Raw genomic sequence first — 17,725 nt, 5'->3', positions numbered from 1 at the left:
CTGCGGTTCTCTGCGAATGTCCAACGCCCCTCGACAGTGCGCCGACGGTGGGGCACGGTGGAATCATGGCCGATCGAGAGATGACCCGCTACGACGTGACCCGCTTTCGCGAGGCCCAGGACCGCGACGGCAGCTATGCCGCGGCAGTGCGGGAGCTGAGCGCAGGACGCAAGACGTCGCACTGGATGTGGTTCGTCTTCCCGCAGCTGCGTGGGCTGGGGCGCACCGCCATGGCCCAGCGGTATGGCATCGAATCGGCCGGTGAGGCAGCCGCTTATCTCGCCGACGACGTGCTGGGTCCGCGCCTGCGTCACTGTGCCCACCTGGTGGTGGCGTCGAAGGCCGCGACCGCGGAGACACTGATGGGATCGATCGACACCATGAAGCTGCGGTCGTCGATGACGCTGTTCGCCGAGGTATCCGAGGACGACCGCGACTTCGTCGAGGTGCTGGACGAGTACTACGGCGGTGAGCGGGACGGGCTGACCCTCGAGCTGCTCGAGCGCCGCTAGATCGCGACGATCGCCCAGCCGTGCGACTCGACGTCGAGTCGGTCGACGTCGCGCTCGACTGGCGCGCCCGAACCCGCGACGAGCCGCCCGGCGCCGATGCCGAACTCCGATAGGGACACTCGCAGCGGTGCGTCGTCGACGTTCAGTGCCACCACCAGGGCCCCCTGGTCGGAACCGGTCCGGTAGACGTATTGGGTGTTCGACAGCCGAAGCGACGTCGTTCGTGCGGCATGCAACCACGGGTGGCGCCGGCGCAGGCCGATGAGGTGCTGGTGCAACCGGAAGGTGTCGTGGCCCAGGTGTTCGGAATCTTCTGGGTGCGCAGGGAATTCGGGCCGAACCGCATCGTCGCCGCCGACGCGTTCCTCCTTGACGCCGCGATAGGCCCACTCGTCGCCCGCGTACACGCTGGGGGTGCCACCGATGGTGAACAGCAGGGCCAGCGCATGGCCCACGTGGCGTTCGTCCGCCAGCTGGCTGGCGATGCGGGTGACGTCGTGATTTCCCACGAACGTCAGCGGCACGAAGGACTCCAGGAATTCGTCGTGGCGGGTGAGCGCGTGGTCCAGTTCGTGGAAGTTTGCGTCGTTGAGGCTGCTCCAGGTCGCCTTCCACAATTCGTACTGCGTCACCGAGTCGAACGTCGACGCGGCGACGGTGCCGGCGTAGTCACCGTGGATGACCTCACCGACGAACCAGGCGTCGGGAAACTCGCTACGTACCCGCGGCAGCACCTCGGCCCAGAACTGGTCAGGCACCGCATAGGCGGCATCCAGGCGCCAGCCGTCTGCGCCGCGGCGCAACCAGTGCAGCATGACGTCCGCCACGTAGTCGACCACGGCCGGGTTGCGGTGGTTCAGCGTGATCAATCCATCGTGCCCCTCGAAGGTGGCGAAACCGTTGCGGCCCTTGCGGAACCACGTGTCATCGCCACCGTCGCTCGCCTCGCGGTAGCGCTCGAAGCCGGTGCCGACGTGGTTGAACACCCCGTCGAGCAGCACCCTGAGGCCGCGCGTCTTGGCCTCGGCGACGAGGTGGTCGAAGTCGTCCCCGTCACCCAGCCGCGGATCGATCGCGTAGTGATCGGTGGTGTCGTAACCGTGGGTCTGGGATGCGAACACCGGGCCCAGCGCGATGCCGGACGCCCCGAGTTCGGTGGCGTGGTCCAGCCAGGCGGCGAGGCGACGCAGCCGGTGCTCGTCGGCGGTCGGCGCGGGATCGGCGGGAAATGCCCCGACGAAGCCCAGCGGGTAGACCTGCCACCAGATGGCGTGTTCGACCCACGCGGGATCGGTCACGAGGTGAATGCCTTGTCGTACAACGCCTTCATCTCCTCGGCGAGTTCGGGTGCGGGGCCGTCCGCGCGAACGGCCGGCGCGATGGTCGAGATCGGCAGCGGGGCGACCGGCGACGGCGTCACCCCCGACATCTGCAGCCAGCCCACCAGCTGCGCTGTCGACGCCGCGTACACGATGCGGCCGAGGCCCACCCAGGCGTGGGCGGCCGCACACATCGGGCAGTGCTCCCCGGAGGTGTAGACCGTGGCGGCGGCGCGCTCGTCCGGCGTGAGGTGTGTGGTGGACCAGCGGGCGATGGCGAACTCGGGATGCTGGGTCCCGTCACCGCCGGAGATCCGGTTGCGTTCCTCGATGAGCACGGACCCGCCGGCGTCCACCAGCAGCGACCCGAACGGCTGGTCACCGGCTTCGAGGGCGTCCCTGGCCAGCTCGACGCACCGGCGCAACTGCCGCAGGTCCTCGTCGCTGATCACCACAGCCGGAGTGTACGCAGCCACGGGAGTCGTCCTCCGCCGCGTCAGCGGTTGGCAGGCCAGGCCGAGGAACAGCGCACACAGGTGGCCGAGCGAGGTGAAGTTGGTCTGCAGGGCCAGCGCGCCACCGACGATGCCGACGGCCGCGGCCAGATAACCCCACCGCCACCGCCGGGGCACGCGGTAGAACAGCACGCCGACGATGCCGACGACGAAGTAGCTGACCCCGACGTCGCGGGCGTCGATCAGCCGTGACGACGCCCCCGATTCGTGGATGGCCCAGTACAGGTAGCCCTCGCTGAGGTAGGTCGCGCCGACGTGGCAGAGAAGCCCGACCGCCAGCCACCGCAGGTGCCCCAGCCAACGCTCGGCCGGGGCCAGGAAGACGGTGAAGATGAGAAGGTAGGGCCACCAGTAGCGGCCGTCGATCCACAGCAGACTCTGAAACAGCACGCGCAGCGGATCCGAGGCCAGGTGGTGGATGTTGGTCGACGTGGACTCCAGCAGCCGGCGCAGCGTCCGTGCCGCCAGTTGATGCTGGACCAGCGTCGTGGCCAGCAACACGGCTAGCCACCCATAGGTCAGCGGTGCGCTGCCGACGTAGCCGCGCACGCGATCCCACACCTGGTCCACCCGGTTCACGTTCACCGACGACGACGATAGAGAACCGGGCACCCTCGGCGCGGGCGGCGGGCCGGTAAGGGGTCGGGCAGTTTCAGTCGCAGCACCCGCCGCCGACGTCGAGCCGGCACGCGCACGACGCCAGGATGGGCACGTCGGCGCCCGCGCTGGCGAGCTCGAGCCGGCGGCCGATCTCGGCCGCCTCGTCGTCGCGGCCCAGCCGCTGCAGGCATTCGTGGTAGCCGTGCAGGCTCCGCACGTTGTTCGGATGCTGGCAACAGCGGCTCAGCGTCGGGTCCAGTCCGAGGTCGGCGGCGTACACCGCGGCGGCCTGCTCCACCCGGCCCTGCTCGAGCAGCAGGGCGCCCAGCGCGTGCCGGGTTGGCTGCATCCAGCCCCACGGCTCGTCGTACGGCAGCGCATCGTCGAGTTCGACGGCATGCCCGAGCAATTCGAACGCCTCGTCGAATCGGCCCTGGCGGTAGGCGATCTCGCCGTCCAGCATGGCCGCTGCCACCGCGAGGATGTCGCGGCTGGTGTTGTTGAACAGGTAGCGGCTCTCCGGAATGGCGGCGTAGGCCAGGGTGAACGCCTCCCGCTCGGCCAAGGCCTGCGGCAGCCGACCCAGGGCGGCATTGGCGATGCCGCGGCCGTAGTGGATGGTGGCGGCGGTGGTGCAGTAGAGCTCGACGTCGTCGGGCAGCGGGTGGGCGGCCAGCTCGGCCCACTGGCCGAAGCGGATCAGCACGTGCACCCGCAACGGGACGAAGGCCTCCAGCCAGTCGGCCATCGGAGGTGAGGTGATGGCGAGCAGTTCGGGAGTGAGCTGCGCGGCCAACTCGTCGGCAGCCTTCAGCGCGGTCGCGTACTGGCCGTCGAACATCGCCGAGTACACCACGAAGTGCAAGTCGTGCGCGCGGTAGAGCGAGTAGAAGTTCAGCGGGCCCGCGCGCTCCACGAACCGTCGATCCGCCTGCACGGCAGCCAGATTCGACGCGATGGAACTGCGGTAGTCGCCGCTGAGAACGTCGATGTGGCTGGGCATGTGTTGCAGGTGCCCCGCGTCGGGAGCCAGGCCGCGCAGCAGGTTGGCCGCGGGCAGCGCGGCCTCCGGATGCGCCGACATCTCCATCGCGTGCAGGTAGAGGTGAAGCACCCCGGGATGGCGGCGACCCTCCTCGGTGGCCAGGGCGTCGTCCAGGATGCGGAGGGCCTCCACGACGCGCGAACCTGGGGCGGGTTCCCCGGTCCTGGTGTCCCACAGCGCCCACGCCGAGACGTTCACCAGGGCGTCGGCCGTCAGGGCCGCGACGTCGACGTCGTCGGGGTGGTCTCGAGCGAGCGCGCTCATGGCGTCGGCGTAGGCGGTGTGACCATCGGTCAGCGCGGCGACGTCGGTGGGATCGTCGGTGGGGAAACGGGCCGTAAGGGCATCGATCAGCCCGCGTTCGACGGCCGACGCCCGGTCGTCGACGGCCCTGGCGAGTTCGGCGCGGGCCCGGGCCAGCGATGCGGTCAGGTCGGCGGGGTCGAAAGCCTCCCAGGCCTTGTTGTAGTTGGGTCCGATGGCGTAGGCGATGCCCCAGCGGGCGATGGCGAACTGGGGGTCCAGTGCCAGCGCCCGCTCGAAGCAGTGGATCGCTTCCTCGTGGTTGAACGCGTAGGCCCAGACCATGCCGCGGTCGAACCACAGCTGGGCCTGGGTCGACGGCGTGTCAGTCGACCGGTGATAGGAGCCGAGGTCGTAGTACGGCTGAGTCTCGTCCGGACTCTCGCCGGGCCGTGACGCGGTAGCGGTCATGACTGGCACGATAATTCGTCCACACGCGGGGGGCGAGGACTGTGATCATCGCGAGCGTGAGTCCGACGGCGCCCCAGATGGCCAGGGTCAGGATCGGCGTCGCGGCACCGTTGCCGCCGAAGTATTCGATGCTGCGCAGCAGGGCCACACCCGAACCCTGCGGCACGACCACGTTCAGCGCCCGGTAGAAGCCGGTCAGCAGCGGCAGCCCGACCGGCCCTGCGGCGGCGGCGTTGCCGACGATCACCAGGAAGGCGGTGAGCAGTGCCGACGCGACGGTGCCCAAGGCGGCGGCCACACCGGTGACGGCGCCCGCTACGGCCATCGCGTACAACCACAGCGCGCCGAAGACCTGCCAGGTGTGGCTGGTCAGCGCTCCGAGGACACCGTCGACGTAGAGCGTGACGCCCGCGGCGAGCAACGCGGAATACACACCGAGACTGAGGGTCCGCAGCGCCAGCGTCGAGAACCTGCGGACGCTGCCCATCATGAAGCCGAACACCGAGGCGCCGAGCGTTGCGCCGATCGACAGGAAGATGACGGCGTAGAACTCGACGGTCCCCTGCGGGTCGGCGGCCGAGGTCGGGGCGACGTCCTCGACGCTCGGGGTCAGGCCGGCCTTGGCGGCGATGGCGCGGCCGACGCTCTCCGAGGCGTTCGCGACGCTGCGGCCGCCCCCGCCGGCGACGTAGATCTTCAGCTCACCGGTCGGTCCGACGGCGTACGCGGCGTCGGCCGTGCGGTCGTAGACGGCGGCCCTGGCGGCGTCGGCGTCGGCGACCTGGGTCACCGAAAGGGAGTCCTGGGCGCGCATGCCGTCCACCAATTGCGACGGCGCGGCGACCGCGACGTCGAGATGGTGCAGCGTCGGCTTGGCGAAGGCACCGCTGTAGCTGGCGATCATGGCGATGACGAAGACCGTCAGGGCCAGCATCGCCAGAACCATCTTGCGGACGTCGCTGCGAGACACCCGCTTGTTGGCGATCTCGGCGATGTCCTTGGCGATGTCGAGGTGTGGAACGTGGCGCTGAGGTGGTGCGTCGTGCTTTCCCACGGGGGGGTCCCTTCGGCTTGAGTTTCAGTGAATGTCGTTGGTGCGCAGGCCCAGTAGCGCATCGACGGTGTCGAGCGCGGCGCCTACCCTGGCGCGGAGGTCGGTGGAGTGGTCGGGGTCTTCCATCCACGACCGCAACACCTCCTGGAAACCGCCGACGAGGAAGCGGCTGACGGACTCCGGTGCGATGTCGGCGATTGGTCCCACGACGTTCATCGCGTGCCCGGCGATCTCGTCGCACGCCGGCCGGAGTTGGTCGCGGAACGCGGCAACCACCCGCTGGGTGACCGCGCTGGGCACGACGTTGCGGTACATGGAGTGGTGCTCGGCCGCAAAGGCGAACAACGCGATGATCCGAGACCGGGCGTCGCCATCGATGTCGGCGGCGGCCGCGGCGAATGCCGTCGCGAACGCCGTCGCGACCGCATCGTCGCGGTCGGTGTAGTGGCGGTAGAAGACCTGTCTGCTGACCCCGGCGCGGGCCGCCAGATCACCGACGGTGATCTCGTCGACCGGCCGTTCGTGGGCCAACGCGAACGCCGCGTCGCGCAACAGGGTGCGGACGCGTTCGGCGCGGGGATCGGCGCTGTGCGTGCGAGTTGGCATGACGACGAGTCTAGGGGACTTCGTGGACAAGTGACTACGAATTATTAGGTTAACTAAGACACGTGTCGTTGCAGGTGTGACGGCCGCCTCCCGGGCGTACTACGGTGACGGCATGATTCGATGCGTCCGGCTGTGGACCGGCCAGGAGGGGTCCTCCCACGTCGAGATCGGCCGGCTGGACATGCGCACGGGCCGCAACGACGACCTGGTGTCGGGCGCGATGTCGGCTTCCCACGTCACGGTCGAGGAGACGGCTGGCGGGGGCACGCTGGCATGGCACACCGCGCCCGTCCGGCAACTCGTCGTGACGCTGTCGGGCACGCTTCTGTTCACCACCCGCGATGGCGAGGAGTTCATCCTCCGCCCCGGTGACGTCCTGCTGGCCGAGGACACCGAGGGCTCCGGTCATCAGTGGCGGCTGGAGGGCAGCGACCCGTGGCGGCGGATGTACGTCGTGCTGGCGCCGGCTACCGAGGTGCCATTCCTGCGCGACTGAGCGTTCGCATGGCGCGAGCGCCGACGAGACGCTCGATTCGTCATCTGGCTGCCGACTCGCCGTCGATGGCCATCCACTACGACGAGGTCGCCCTCGGCTACCGGGGTACCGCCGCACTGCGCGCGTTCACCATCCGGCGTGCCGATTCACCAGACGCCTTAGGCAATTGCCGGTGGTGGTGCTGTGGGTTCGTAGGGGTTGTACCACCACCAGTCGGCACGTTCCCCGAGGGGGCCGCGGCATGGTGCGACGTCGGGTGGCGGTTGGGTCGGTGGCCGGGCCAGCGAGGCGCCGGTCAGCGGGGTGCCGTCAGCGTCGGTGACGACGAGATCGTAGGCGGTGCCGGCGATGGTGAGGCCACCGCGGTGGTGCAGCCGGTGGTGGTACGGGCAGACGAGGACGAGGTTGGCGAGCTCGGTCGGTCCGCCGTCCTCCCAGTGCCGAATGTGGTGGGCGTGCAGTCCGCGGGTGGCTCCGCAGCCGGGGACTACGCAGCAGCGGTCGCGGTGTTCGAGGGCTCGGCGTAGTCGGCGGCTGATCTGGCGGGTCTCGCGTCCCGCACCGATGACCCGGCCGTGGCGTTCGAACCAGACCTCACAGGTGGTGTCGCAGAGCGACAGGCCGCGTTCGTCGTCGGAGAGCAGGCCACCCAGATGCCAGGCCGCCGAACGGCTCTCCACGTCCAGATGCACCACCACCGTGGTCCGCTGCCCGTGCGGGCGGTGAGCCACGTCGGTGTCCCAGCCGGCCTGCACCACACCCAGGAACGCATCGACCCGATCCGGGAACGGCGGCACCCGCACGTCATCACCGCCGGCACCATCAACGTCGCCATCACCGTCCCCGCCGTGGTCGCGTCTCCATTGCGCGATCAGGGCGTCGTGGTGGGACTGCACCGCGGCGTCGAACACCGCCGCCTCCGCCGGTGGCAGGGTGATCTTCCATGTCGTACCGCGGTCGCCTTCCCTGCGGATGAAGGAACGTTCCGGTTCCGGGCGTGGTCCGGGTCCGGGTTCGGGCTTGGGTTCCAGTTTCACCGCGGTGCGCAACTGGGTCACCGTGGCCACCGACGCCAACTTCGCGTAGTGATCGTCGGAGCCCGATGCCGCCCCGGCGGCGATCACCCCGATCTGATCCAGCGAGAGGCGGCCTTGGACGGTGGCCTCGGCCAGGCGGGGGAATTCGTGTAGTCGCCGCGCCACCGTCACCAGCGTGGTCGCGTTGTGCGGGGAGATGCCTAGCTTCCAGGCCATCAGTGCGGGCACCGAGCGGGCGCCGGTGGAACCCCAGATCCCGTCGCGGTCGATCTCGGCGGCGATCTGCGCCAGCCGGCCGTCGATGGCGTTGCGTTGCCCGGCGAGTTCCTCCATCTCGGCGAACAACACCTCGAGCCGCTCCTGAGGAGCCAAAGACGTTGCCGGCGAAGACATGCCACCATCATCGCAGACGGGTCCGACAAGAAACGGTCCGCGAATAGCGGGGACTCAGTGGCCGGCGACCACGTCGGACTCGTCGACCGTCACTGGATCCTTGGCGCCGGGCAGGAACCAGTACAGCAGGCACACCAAGCCGAAGAACAGATAGCCAAGGGCCACCGCGGGATTCGCCGCCCACGCGACCTCCGGGGCGTGGATCAAACCGATGAAGGACAGCACGGCGCCGACGGCCGAGGCGATGGCGGCGTAGAGGAACTTCTTCTCCAGGATGAAGGTGACCATGGTGCCGAGGATCAGCCCGACCAGCACCGCGCCCTCGCCGAGGGTTTGCAGGCCCTGGTACACCACGCCTGCGCCGTTGAGTGCGTCCATGCCGACCTTCGACGCCGAGGTGCCTGCGGCGTTGAGCGCGTTGTCGATCAGTCCGCTGGCCCACTGCGCCAGATTCGGCAGGATGGCCGCCACCACGGCGACCGCATGCAGCCGGGGCACGGCCTGGAACGCCTGCGCGCCGATCAACAACCCGATGTAGAGCAGGATCGGCACGATGGCCGGGACGGGGAGCACGGCGTCGAGGACGCCGAACAGGCCGAGGAAGCAAAGGATTCCGATGACGACGCCGCTGGCGAGCGAGTAGCCCGCCCGGCCCCCGGCATCCTTCCAACCCGGGTGACCGATGTACACCGCGGGCGGGAACGGCGAGCCGAACGCCGAGCCGATGCACGCGCCCGCGCCGTCGGCCAGCAGCACGCTGCGCAGGTTGTAGTCGTCACCGGCGGCTGCGGCACTCTCCACGTTGCTCATCGCCTCGGTGAAGTTGTAGACGCCCAACGGTATTGCGGTGCCCAGCAGTGGCGCCAGGTGCGCCAGACCGGAGAGCAGCATGTCCACCCGTAGATCGGGCACGCCGATCGCGATGTCCGACACGGCCTTGGCGACGTCGGGTGCGGACATGAAGCCGCCGATCCAGCCGATCGCGGTGCCGACCAGCAGGGCCGCCAGCCCCACCGGGATGCCGAACGGCAGCTTCACGTCGGTGAAGAACCCGATGAGGATGATCGCCATCACGGGCAAGCCGATCCAGGCCGCCTCCCACATCTGTGCGGCCGGTCGCATGGAGATGAACGTGATCGAGATGCCGGCCAGCGTGCCGAGCATGGCGGCGCGCGGTGTCAGTTTGCGGATGTAGGGCCCGACGAAGGCGCCGATCATCACGATGATGCCGATCATGAACGCCCACGCGAGCCCAGATTGCCAGGCCTGCATGGCATCCTTGGTGTTCAGGTATACCGGAAGCATCACCACGAACACCACGATGAACATGTGCGGGACGCTGGGGCCGTACGGCAATGCGGTGACGTCCGTGCGGTCCTCTCGACGGGCCAGTCGCCGGGCCAGGAACGTGTAGTAGAGATTGCCGAGGATCAGCGCGACGCCGAGCGCGGGCAACACCGTGCCGAGCACGTCGCCGGCCGGGACCTTCACCACACCGATCATCAGACCCGTCAGCGTCAGCACGTTGACCAAGATGTTGAAGCCGAGTCCGAAGAAGGCGTTGGTGTCCCCGCGCGTCCACCAGGGAATCGACATCGGTTCGGCAGCAACGGATTCCGGTGGCTCCGCGGGCGGTTCGGACGGAGTCTGGGTGAGGTCGGTGGACATGACGGTGGTCCTCTCAGGCTTGGAAGAGGGGAGTGGAGGCGAGGGACTGGATGGCCGGTATCACGGCCGCGGTATCGGCGACCCACCCGAAGATGCCGCCCTGGGCCTTGATCATCTCGAGGCCGACGCGTTGGAACTCGGGGAAGTACGAGCCCACGCAATCGGATACGACGAGGCACTCATAGCCACGGTCGTTGGCCTCCCGCGTGGTGGTGTGCACGCACACCTCGGTGGTGACGCCGGTGACGAGCAGCTGGGTGATGCCGGCCTCGGTCAGCACGTCCTGGAGATCGGTGGCGTAGAAGGCGCCCTTGCCAGGTTTGTCGATCACCACCTCACCGTCGACGGGCGCCAACTCGTCGAGGATGTCGTGGCCGTATTCTCCGCGAATCAGGATGCGGCCGTACTTGCCGGGATCGCCGATGCGCTTGCTCGGTGCGCCGCGATTGAGCTTGGCCGGCGGGCAGTCCGACAGGTCGGGCTGATGACCCTCGCGGGTGTGGATCACCATCATTTCCGCGGTGCGCGCCGCCGCGATCAGTGCCGCCAGCGGCGGCACGACCTTGAGCAGCTGGTCGACGTCGTTGCCAAGGCTCTCGCCAAAACCCCCGGGCAGCACGAAGTCTCGCTGCATGTCGATGACGACGAGCGCCGTCTTGCCGGGGATGAGCGAGAACGGGGTGGGTTCGGCGGGAACCTCGACGGGTGCGGTCATGTCTGCTCCAGGGTTGCGGTGAGAGGGGTGGGTGCCGACGCGGTGGTGCCGACCCCGAGGGCGCGGCGCGGTTCGTCTAGGACCCGCGCGGCGAGCTCGAGCACGGTGTCATCGCTGAGGGCGGGACCCAGAAGCATTGCGCTGTAGGGCCGTCCGTCGGACGTGGTTCCCAACGGTACGGCCACGCCCAGCAGATCGAGCAGGTTTCCGAAGTGCGTGTAGTGGCCGAGCATCGTGTTGCAGTCGATCGGTCGGGCCAGCACCTCCTCGACGGTGAAGGTCGTGCCGATGGTCGGGACGACGAGCACGTCGGCACCTCGCCACGCGCGCCCGACCTCGGCCTTGAGTTCCTGCAGTCGCTGCAGCGCCGCGAAGGCATCGACGGCGGTGTACTTCTCGCCGCCGCGCAGGATCTCGCGAACGACCGGGTGGATGGAGTCCGGCTTCTCGGCCAGGAAGCCGGCGAACTCCACGAGCCGCTCGGCCACCCATGGCCCCTGATAGAGCAGCGAGCCCGCCGCCAGGAACGGTGCGAGCGACATCTCCACGGTCGTCGCGTACCGGGCCAGCCGGTCCCGGAATTCGAGATGGGCGTTGCGCATCTCGTCGTCACCGAAGAACTCGAGCTCCGCGACCGGTGGGAGCCCCACCCGGATGGTGGCACCGCCATAGGCAGGTCCGCGATCGCGCGACCACGCGTCGGCGTCGTCGCGCCCGATCATCACGTCCAGCACCCGGTCGACGTCGTCTATCGAACCGGCCATGACGCTGATGCAGTCCAGCGACTTGCACGCCGGTACCAGTCCGACCGTGCTGATCAGCCCGCGCGACGGCTTGTATCCGACGACTCCGTTGAGTGCGGCCGGCACGCGGCCCGATCCGGCCGTGTCGGTGGCGACGGCGAACGGCACCTGCCCGAGGGCGACGGCCAGGGCTGAACCCGAACTCGAACCGCCCGAGATCATCTCGTTGCCGAACACGCTGCGCGGCACGGTATACGGCGTCCTCGTTCCGTTCAGGCCGGTGGCGAACTGGTCCAGGTTGGTCTTGCCGACGTACAGGGCGCCTGCGTCGAGCAGTCGCTGCACCGCGGGCGCGGTCGCCGACGCCACGTACGAGTAGTCGGGGCAGGACAGCGTGGTCGGTACGCCTTCGACGTCGATGCTGTCCTTGACGCCGAACGGCACGCCGTAGAGCGGCAGAGTACGCGCGCCGGGCCGCTTCTCGATCTCTGCGGCGGCAGCGAGCAGTTGTTCCCGCGGAACCGTCGAGAGCCAGGTGCCGTCGTCGCCGCGGGCCGCGATGGCGCTGGCCACCCGGTTCGCCGTCTTCGTCGGCGAACCGGATCCGCCGGCGTGCGATGCCAGGATCTCGGCGACCGAGGGTCCGATCGAGGGTCCAGATGGGAAGGCCATAACCGTCGATTGTCGACAGAATGATGGCGGGCGGGGTACGGCCGTGTGTCGTTCTTGTTAGCGATGCGATTCGAGATGCAGATAGTGCAGGTGACCGTGATCCTCCAGCGCGGCGATCGCTGCGGCCACGTCGTTGGTCTCCAGCGCCGACAGCACCTTGCGGTGGCGATGGAGGCCGGCGGCCGCCCGGTGATGACGCGCTTCCTCGCGCAGGTTGGTGGCCATCGGCAGCTGGAGCTTGAGCAGGATCGGTTCGAGGGCGATGTCGAGCTGACGGTTGTCGGCGAGTGCGACGACGCTGGCATGGAAGAGGCGGTGGGCATCGTCTCGGGCCAGTTCGGTCGTCGCCGAACGCATTTGATCGAGGGCGTCGCGCACGGGCGCGAGTGCGGTGGTCGGGTCCGCCAGCGGCAGGGCGCTCTCCACGGCGTGGCGTTCCAAGACGTGCCGCAGGGCGAACAACTGCAGGATGTCGGTCGGCGACCACTCCATGACCCGGGATCCGCGCCGGGGCAGGTGCTCGACGAGACCCTGCTGCGCGAGTAGTCGCAACGCCTCACGCAGGGGCGCCCGGCTGATGCCGAAGTCGGCGCACAGCTGTTCCTCGACGATCTTTTGACCGGGCGCGAGCGCGCCGCAAAGAATCGCGTCGCGCAATCGACGGGCAGCAAGTTCGACGAGAGTGGCGGGCAGGCCGTTGTCCGCCGTCGGCATCGCCCACCACCCGTCGCACTCGATTCCGGAACCTCGGTCAGTCAACGATCCTAGGAACCATCCAGCGGTCCAGCCAATCGCGGAGCCGGTCGGCGTCTCCCGCTTGCCCCGCCGCGGCGAGATGGCCGTCGGGCCGCACCAGCAACCAACCCGGGCCGGGGACCAGGTCGTCGGGCAACGCGACCTCGCGCACCTCGAGGGTTCCGGCCCACGGCTGAGCGGCCTCGACGATGCCCGTGCACCCTCCCGAGACGAGCAGGGTCGGCGTCGTGATGTCGATCAGATCGTGGAGCGCGACCCCGCCGGGGACACGGACCCCGTCGACTCCGTCGATCGCCGCGTCCGGAACGCGGTCACCCGCCCGCAGACCGCCAATTGCACCGCCGCCCTTGGTGATCGGTGCGCCGCGGTAGGACGCGGCGATCTGACCGAGCTGTGGTACGGCCCTGTCCTGCACGGCGGACTGCGCCAGCGCCAGCGGTGCCAGGCGGGTCAGAACCGCGTGCGCCAGCGGGTTGGTGGAGTTGAAGACCCGCGTCGCCCGTTCGGTCATCCCCACCAGCCGGCGGATCACGGGCAGCCGGTCGGACTCGTAGGTGTCGAGCAGTTCGGGCCTGCCCGCGCCGCGCAGCACCATCGCCAGCTTCCACGACAGATTGATCATGTCCTGGATGCCGGCGTTCATGCCCTGTCCGCCCGCGGGGCTGTGCACGTGGGCGGAGTCACCGCCGAAGAACACCCGACCCACACGCAGGGTCTCCAGGTGGCGGCTATTGATCCGGAAGCGCGAGCTCCAGTCCAGGCCGCGAAGTCGGACCGACCCGCCGACGGCACGGGTGAGCAGAGTCTGCACGTCGGTCGACGACGGCTGCTCCGCGCCACCGGTGATGCCGTCCGGGTCGGTGGCCATCAGCCGGAATCGACCGTCGCCCATCGGAAAGACCGCCAGGAATCCCTTGGCCGCCAGGAAGATCGACAGTTGGTCCTCGGCCATCCCGCCGTCGACGTGGACGTCGCCGAGTACGTAGTTCTGCGGTAGCGCCCGGCCGGTGAACGGCAACCCGAGGAACTTGCGGACGGTGCTGTGGCTCCCGTCGGCGGCGATCACGTAGGAGGCTTCGACCGTCTCGAGGGTGCCATCGGCTGCGGTGAGGACCACCTGGGTCGCGTCCGATTCCTCGGTGAGGGAGCTGAATTGGACACCGCGCTCGACCTTGACACCCTGGCGGGCCAGGTGCTCGGTCAGCACGCGTTCGGTCTCGGACTGGGCGAGCAGCAGGATGTAGGGGAACTGGCTGTGCATGCGGGTGAAGTCGAGGGCGGCGATCCGATGCCCGTTGGCGTGCAGCGCCGTGCGGCGGGCCTCGTTGCCGAGCCGCACCAGCTCGTCGGAGACCCCGCGAGGCCGGAGCAACTCCAGAGTGCGGGCCTGCACGCCCAGCGCCCGCGACGTCGTCGACGGCTGCGGGGCCATGTCCACTATGCGTACCTCGACGCCCATCCGGGACAGCTCGAATGCGGCCACCAGCCCCGTCGGGCCCGCGCCGACGACGAGAACGGGTGGCTGCTCCATGACGACTCCAAGGCTCGAGCGGACAAGTCAACAAACGGTGACTTACACCGTAGGAGGATTCGACGACGGTGTCAACGCTTGATGACATACTCTCTGCTCATGGTTCCCAGCCGCACCCGCAATGCCGCCGAGACGCGGGCCGACATCCTCGCCGCGGCGCGCACCCGCTTCGGTGCGGAGGGTTTCGAACGCACCACGCTGCGGGCGGTGGCCGCCGACGTCGGCGTCGACCCGGCGCTGGTCATCCGATACTTCGGCAGCAAGCAGGACTTGTTCGCCGCGGCCGCCGAGTTCACCCTCGACCTGCCCGACCTCGTGGGAGTCGATCCCGACGACGTGGCCGAGCTCCTGCTGCCGAAGTTCTTCGCCGTATGGGAGGACGACACCACCTTCGTCGCGCTCCTGCGTGCCGCGATGACCAGTGCTACCGCCGCCGACACGATGCGCCAGGTGTTCGCCACGCAGGTGGCCCCGGTGCTGTTCGCCGTGACGCCCGACCACGCGCCGCAGCGGGCCGGCTTGATGGGGGCGTTCATCATCGGCCTGGCCACCACCCGCTACGTGCTGGCCAACCCCGCGGTCGCCGAGCTGGGCCACGACGAGCTGATCAACTGGGCCGCGCCGGTGGTCCGGCAACTGCTGGTCGGGCCCGCGCCGACGTCGTAGCGACTCGACACCGGCGCTAGAACGTGTTCTAGTTCAGAAGTGCTTGACTTCCCCGTGGAGAACCTAGGTGCCGAGGACGTCGAACGGCTCCGCGCCATCTACGAGCCGCTGACCGTCGCGGTGCGAGAGCTCGTCGACGCCACCATCCGGACCGAGGCCGACGCCGAGGCCGTGGCCACCGCACGGGCCGAGATCGAGGCGGCCACCGTCCGGCTGCGCAGCAGGCAGCTCGACGGCCCCTTCGGAGTGCGGTTCGGCAGCGACGGCAGCCAAATGCCGTGGGGCAACGCCGTCATCGGGTTGCGCAACCCGTTGGCCCCGCCCGTGTCGTTGCGCCCGCTGCCCGGTGGCGGGCGGCAGGCCGACTTCCACCTGGGGGCGGCCTACGAGGGCCCTCCCGGGCACGTCCACGGCGGCGTCGCCGCGCTCATCCTCGACCACGTCCTCGGGGAGGCGGCCTGCGCGAGCGCCTTCGACAAGCCACGCCTCACCGGGACCATCACCCTGCGCTACCGCCGCATCACCCGGCTGGGCGACTTGCACGCAGAGGCCGCCATCGTGAGAACCGAGGGGGTCAAGACCTTCACCGCCGGTCACCTCTCCGACGCCGACGGCATCACCGTCGAGGCGGAGGGCGTCTTCATCGCACCGCGGTGGGCCCGCGACTGATCCCGTCCGAGCGCAGGTCAGTCGGTGATGCCGACGAGACTGCGGGTGATGTCGCCGATCTCGGCGACCAGCACGCGACTCGCGGTGTCGTCGGGACCGAGCTGACGGGCCGCCTCGCGGATGCGTTGTTCGGCCGCGGCCACCCGGTCCCCGTCGATGCGCCACGGGGCGCCGGGCGTCGAGGGACCGCCGCAGAGCGCGTCGGCGTATTCGTCGACCGCGACCACGAAGTCGCCGCTCAGCGTCGGTGACGGCTCGGCGGGCAGGGTGGCCTCCAGGGCCGCGCACGACGTGGTGACGGCGTTCAGCGCGGTGCGATAGGACTTGAGCCACCGCCGCAGATCACCGGAGTCCGAGGTGGTGGCCCCGGCGGCCGCCTCGAACGCCGCGCGGGCCCGAAACGCTCGTTCCCAGGCGGCGGCGAGCGCCTCGCCGGGATGGTCCAGGCCGTGGACGAAGGCCTTGATCACCGTTGCGGCGTACTCGATCTCGGTCTTGAGCAGTTCGCCGGCGCGCTGCCGCAACCGGATCAGCGAATCGTCGGGCAGGGTGACGTGGACGAGGATCGCCAGCGCGCCCCCGATCAGCGTGGCGATCACCCGGTCGGACACGGTGCCGTCACCCGCGGTGCCCGTGACGTCGATCAGGAACACGATCGCCGCCGCCAGTGCACTGGTGGTGGCTACGTACCCCAATCCCTGGATCGCGTAGGCGATTCCCAGGGCGAGCACCGCGAGCAGGGCGGCCATCAGCCCGGACGGCTGCCACATCGTGGTGACGACGGACGCCGCGAAGATGCCCACGGCGGTGCCCGCCACCCGTCCGACGCAGCGGGTGTAGGTGTGCGCGGTCTCGGGCCGCAGCACGATCAGCACGGTCAGGGCGATCCAGTAACCGTGCGGCACCTCGGCGAACCGCTCGACGGCCACACCGGCACCGACGCCTGCGGCGAGCCGCAACGCGTGGCGCAGGATCGGCGAGCCCCACGTCAGATGCGCACCGATCGCGGCGATGGCCACCGGAACCGCCGCGAACGGCCCCGGGCGCTGGGGGTGCATGACGTGTTCCTGGCCGGGATTCAACTCGCCGAAGCGCAGCGCGACGGCCTCCCGGAGCTGGTGGGAGAGGCGGTGTGTAAGAGCGACGTTGGCGACCGCGACGGTCCCGGCCGCCGCGTCGAGCCGCTGCAAGCCAGCCATCGCCGCGGCCCGCTTGGCGCTGCGGCCACGGCTGGCCACCACCTCCAGGACCGAGGCGGCGGCCTCGAGCACCTCGCTCAGCGCCGGGTCCGTTGGGGAGCGGCCGGCCAGGGCGGTCAGCGTCACCGAGATGCGCTGGGGCAGGCCGTACCAGGCGCGATACGCCAACGGGCCGCGTCTGGCCTGCTGGTCGGTCTGGGTGAATGCGTCGCGCAGCCACAGTAGGGGCGCCGGGTCGATGCCCGCGGCCGGATCACCGGCCATCCTCTGGGCGTCGGTGCCGATGGACCGGTAGGCACGGGTCAGCGCATCGCGCTGGACCCGCCAGCGGCTCCGCGGCCACAGCCCGATCATCACCGCCTGCACCAATCCGCCGCCGGCGGCCAGCGCAGCCGCGACCAGGACCGAGGACGGGGTCGGCGCGACGGGCGCAGCGGTGACGAGCAGGGCTCCCGCGGCCGCAGCGATGAGCCCGGCATTGGCGCTCACCGCCCACTGCAGACCGGCGAAGAAGCACCATGCGGTGGCGACCAACACGAACAGCAGGCCGTACGACGACGTCGCGGTGCCGAGCAGCACCGCGATGCCCATCTGCACCGACATGGCGCACACCACTCGCAGCGGGCCACGTGGACTGTCCTGCAGCGCAGCGGCTCCCGCGATCGCCGCGGCGCCGGCCGCCGACGTCGCCGCGACGGCCGATCCCCAGTGCAATCCCGCGGCGGCGGCGATCATGACACCGAGAAGGCAGCGACCCACGGCGCCGAGATCGGGCATGGCGAGGCGCTGTGCGAGCCCCTTCATCGCTTGTCCAT

General features: G+C 69.5%; 16 protein-coding genes and 1 pseudogene. 4 read left to right on the top strand and 13 right to left on the bottom strand.

The window, feature by feature from the left end; translation table 11 throughout:
• Nucleotides 1-65: 65 nt before the first annotated feature.
• The gene (locus tag SBI80_RS19915) at nucleotides 66-512 is read left to right on the top strand and encodes a DUF1810 domain-containing protein (protein ID WP_318976522.1); all 447 of its coding nucleotides are present in this window, start codon (nucleotides 66-68) and stop codon (nucleotides 510-512) included.
• Here SBI80_RS19915 and SBI80_RS19910 read toward each other — a convergent pair.
• From SBI80_RS19910 to SBI80_RS19885, 6 genes and pseudogenes are all read right to left on the bottom strand, one after another.
• Nucleotides 509-1,810 carry an alpha-amylase family glycosyl hydrolase gene (locus tag SBI80_RS19910; protein ID WP_318976521.1) on the bottom strand — a complete coding sequence of 434 codons (1,302 nt, stop codon included), beginning with the start codon at nucleotides 1,808-1,810 and terminating at the stop codon, nucleotides 509-511. The two genes, SBI80_RS19915 and SBI80_RS19910, sit on opposite strands and share 4 nt — an antisense overlap.
• Nucleotides 1,807-2,286 carry a nucleoside deaminase gene (locus tag SBI80_RS19905; protein WP_318976700.1) on the bottom strand — a complete coding sequence of 160 codons (480 nt, stop codon included), beginning with the start codon at nucleotides 2,284-2,286 and terminating at the stop codon, nucleotides 1,807-1,809. Before SBI80_RS19905 ends, SBI80_RS19910 begins: the two co-directional genes overlap by 4 nt.
• 39 nt (nucleotides 2,287-2,325) lie before the next feature.
• Nucleotides 2,326-2,895 (bottom strand): annotated as a pseudogene (locus SBI80_RS19900) (rhomboid-like protein); the annotation flags it as partial.
• Nucleotides 2,896-2,998: 103 nt separating this feature from the next.
• The gene (locus SBI80_RS19895; protein WP_318976520.1) at nucleotides 2,999-4,705 is read right to left on the bottom strand and encodes a tetratricopeptide repeat protein; all 1,707 of its coding nucleotides are present in this window, start codon (nucleotides 4,703-4,705) and stop codon (nucleotides 2,999-3,001) included.
• The gene (locus SBI80_RS19890; protein WP_413232756.1) at nucleotides 4,620-5,759 is read right to left on the bottom strand and encodes a hypothetical protein; all 1,140 of its coding nucleotides are present in this window, start codon (nucleotides 5,757-5,759) and stop codon (nucleotides 4,620-4,622) included. Before SBI80_RS19890 ends, SBI80_RS19895 begins: the two co-directional genes overlap by 86 nt.
• Nucleotides 5,760-5,783: 24 nt before the next feature.
• On the bottom strand, nucleotides 5,784-6,365 hold the full coding sequence (locus tag SBI80_RS19885) for a TetR/AcrR family transcriptional regulator (RefSeq protein ID WP_318976519.1): 582 nt from the start codon (nucleotides 6,363-6,365) through the stop codon (nucleotides 5,784-5,786).
• 112 nt (nucleotides 6,366-6,477) lie between these two features.
• Here SBI80_RS19885 and SBI80_RS19880 point away from each other — a divergent pair, with 112 nt between their 5' ends.
• Nucleotides 6,478-6,861: a cupin domain-containing protein gene (locus tag SBI80_RS19880; RefSeq protein WP_318976518.1), complete on the top strand. Its 384-nt coding sequence runs from the start codon at nucleotides 6,478-6,480 to the stop codon at nucleotides 6,859-6,861.
• 158 nt (nucleotides 6,862-7,019) lie between these two features.
• Here the strand turns inward: SBI80_RS19880 and SBI80_RS19875 are convergent, their stop codons facing one another.
• From SBI80_RS19875 to SBI80_RS19850, 6 genes are read right to left on the bottom strand one after another with little or no spacing between them, the layout of a single operon-like run.
• Nucleotides 7,020-8,291, bottom strand: a complete 1,272-nt coding sequence (locus tag SBI80_RS19875) for an HNH endonuclease signature motif containing protein (protein ID WP_318976517.1) — start codon at nucleotides 8,289-8,291, stop codon at nucleotides 7,020-7,022.
• Between the two features lie 54 nt (nucleotides 8,292-8,345).
• Nucleotides 8,346-9,959 carry a SulP family inorganic anion transporter gene (locus SBI80_RS19870; protein WP_318976516.1) on the bottom strand — a complete coding sequence of 538 codons (1,614 nt, stop codon included), beginning with the start codon at nucleotides 9,957-9,959 and terminating at the stop codon, nucleotides 8,346-8,348.
• Between the two features lie 13 nt (nucleotides 9,960-9,972).
• A complete protein-coding gene (locus SBI80_RS19865; protein ID WP_318976515.1) occupies nucleotides 9,973-10,674 on the bottom strand; it encodes a cysteine hydrolase family protein in 702 nt (233 codons plus the stop codon).
• The gene (locus tag SBI80_RS19860; RefSeq protein ID WP_318976514.1) at nucleotides 10,671-12,089 is read right to left on the bottom strand and encodes an allophanate hydrolase; all 1,419 of its coding nucleotides are present in this window, start codon (nucleotides 12,087-12,089) and stop codon (nucleotides 10,671-10,673) included. The genes SBI80_RS19865 and SBI80_RS19860 overlap by 4 nt, the downstream gene beginning before the upstream one ends.
• A 57-nt stretch (nucleotides 12,090-12,146) precedes the next feature.
• On the bottom strand, nucleotides 12,147-12,803 hold the full coding sequence (locus tag SBI80_RS19855; RefSeq protein ID WP_318976513.1) for a GntR family transcriptional regulator: 657 nt from the start codon (nucleotides 12,801-12,803) through the stop codon (nucleotides 12,147-12,149).
• A gap of 37 nt (nucleotides 12,804-12,840) precedes the next feature.
• The gene (locus tag SBI80_RS19850) at nucleotides 12,841-14,376 is read right to left on the bottom strand and encodes an FAD-dependent oxidoreductase (RefSeq protein WP_318976512.1); all 1,536 of its coding nucleotides are present in this window, start codon (nucleotides 14,374-14,376) and stop codon (nucleotides 12,841-12,843) included.
• Between the two features lie 99 nt (nucleotides 14,377-14,475).
• Between SBI80_RS19850 and SBI80_RS19845 the strand changes: the two genes are divergently transcribed.
• Together SBI80_RS19845 and SBI80_RS19840 are read left to right on the top strand one after the other, a co-directional pair.
• Nucleotides 14,476-15,042, top strand: a complete 567-nt coding sequence (locus SBI80_RS19845) for a TetR/AcrR family transcriptional regulator (protein ID WP_318976511.1) — start codon at nucleotides 14,476-14,478, stop codon at nucleotides 15,040-15,042.
• A gap of 39 nt (nucleotides 15,043-15,081) precedes the next feature.
• Complete coding sequence (locus SBI80_RS19840; RefSeq protein WP_318976510.1) at nucleotides 15,082-15,711, top strand: PaaI family thioesterase; 630 nt, start codon at nucleotides 15,082-15,084, stop codon at nucleotides 15,709-15,711.
• Between the two features lie 17 nt (nucleotides 15,712-15,728).
• Here SBI80_RS19840 and SBI80_RS19835 read toward each other — a convergent pair whose 3' ends face one another.
• Nucleotides 15,729-17,714: an FUSC family protein gene (locus SBI80_RS19835; protein WP_318976509.1), complete on the bottom strand. Its 1,986-nt coding sequence runs from the start codon at nucleotides 17,712-17,714 to the stop codon at nucleotides 15,729-15,731.
• Nucleotides 17,715-17,725 lie beyond the last annotated feature (11 nt).

Source organism: Mycolicibacterium sichuanense, from assembly GCF_033741125.1.
In the GTDB taxonomy this organism is placed as follows: Bacteria; Actinomycetota; Actinomycetes; order Mycobacteriales; family Mycobacteriaceae; genus Mycobacterium.
The sequence above is the reverse complement of the archived record's forward strand: the minus strand, read 5'-3'. Positions and strand labels throughout refer to the sequence as shown.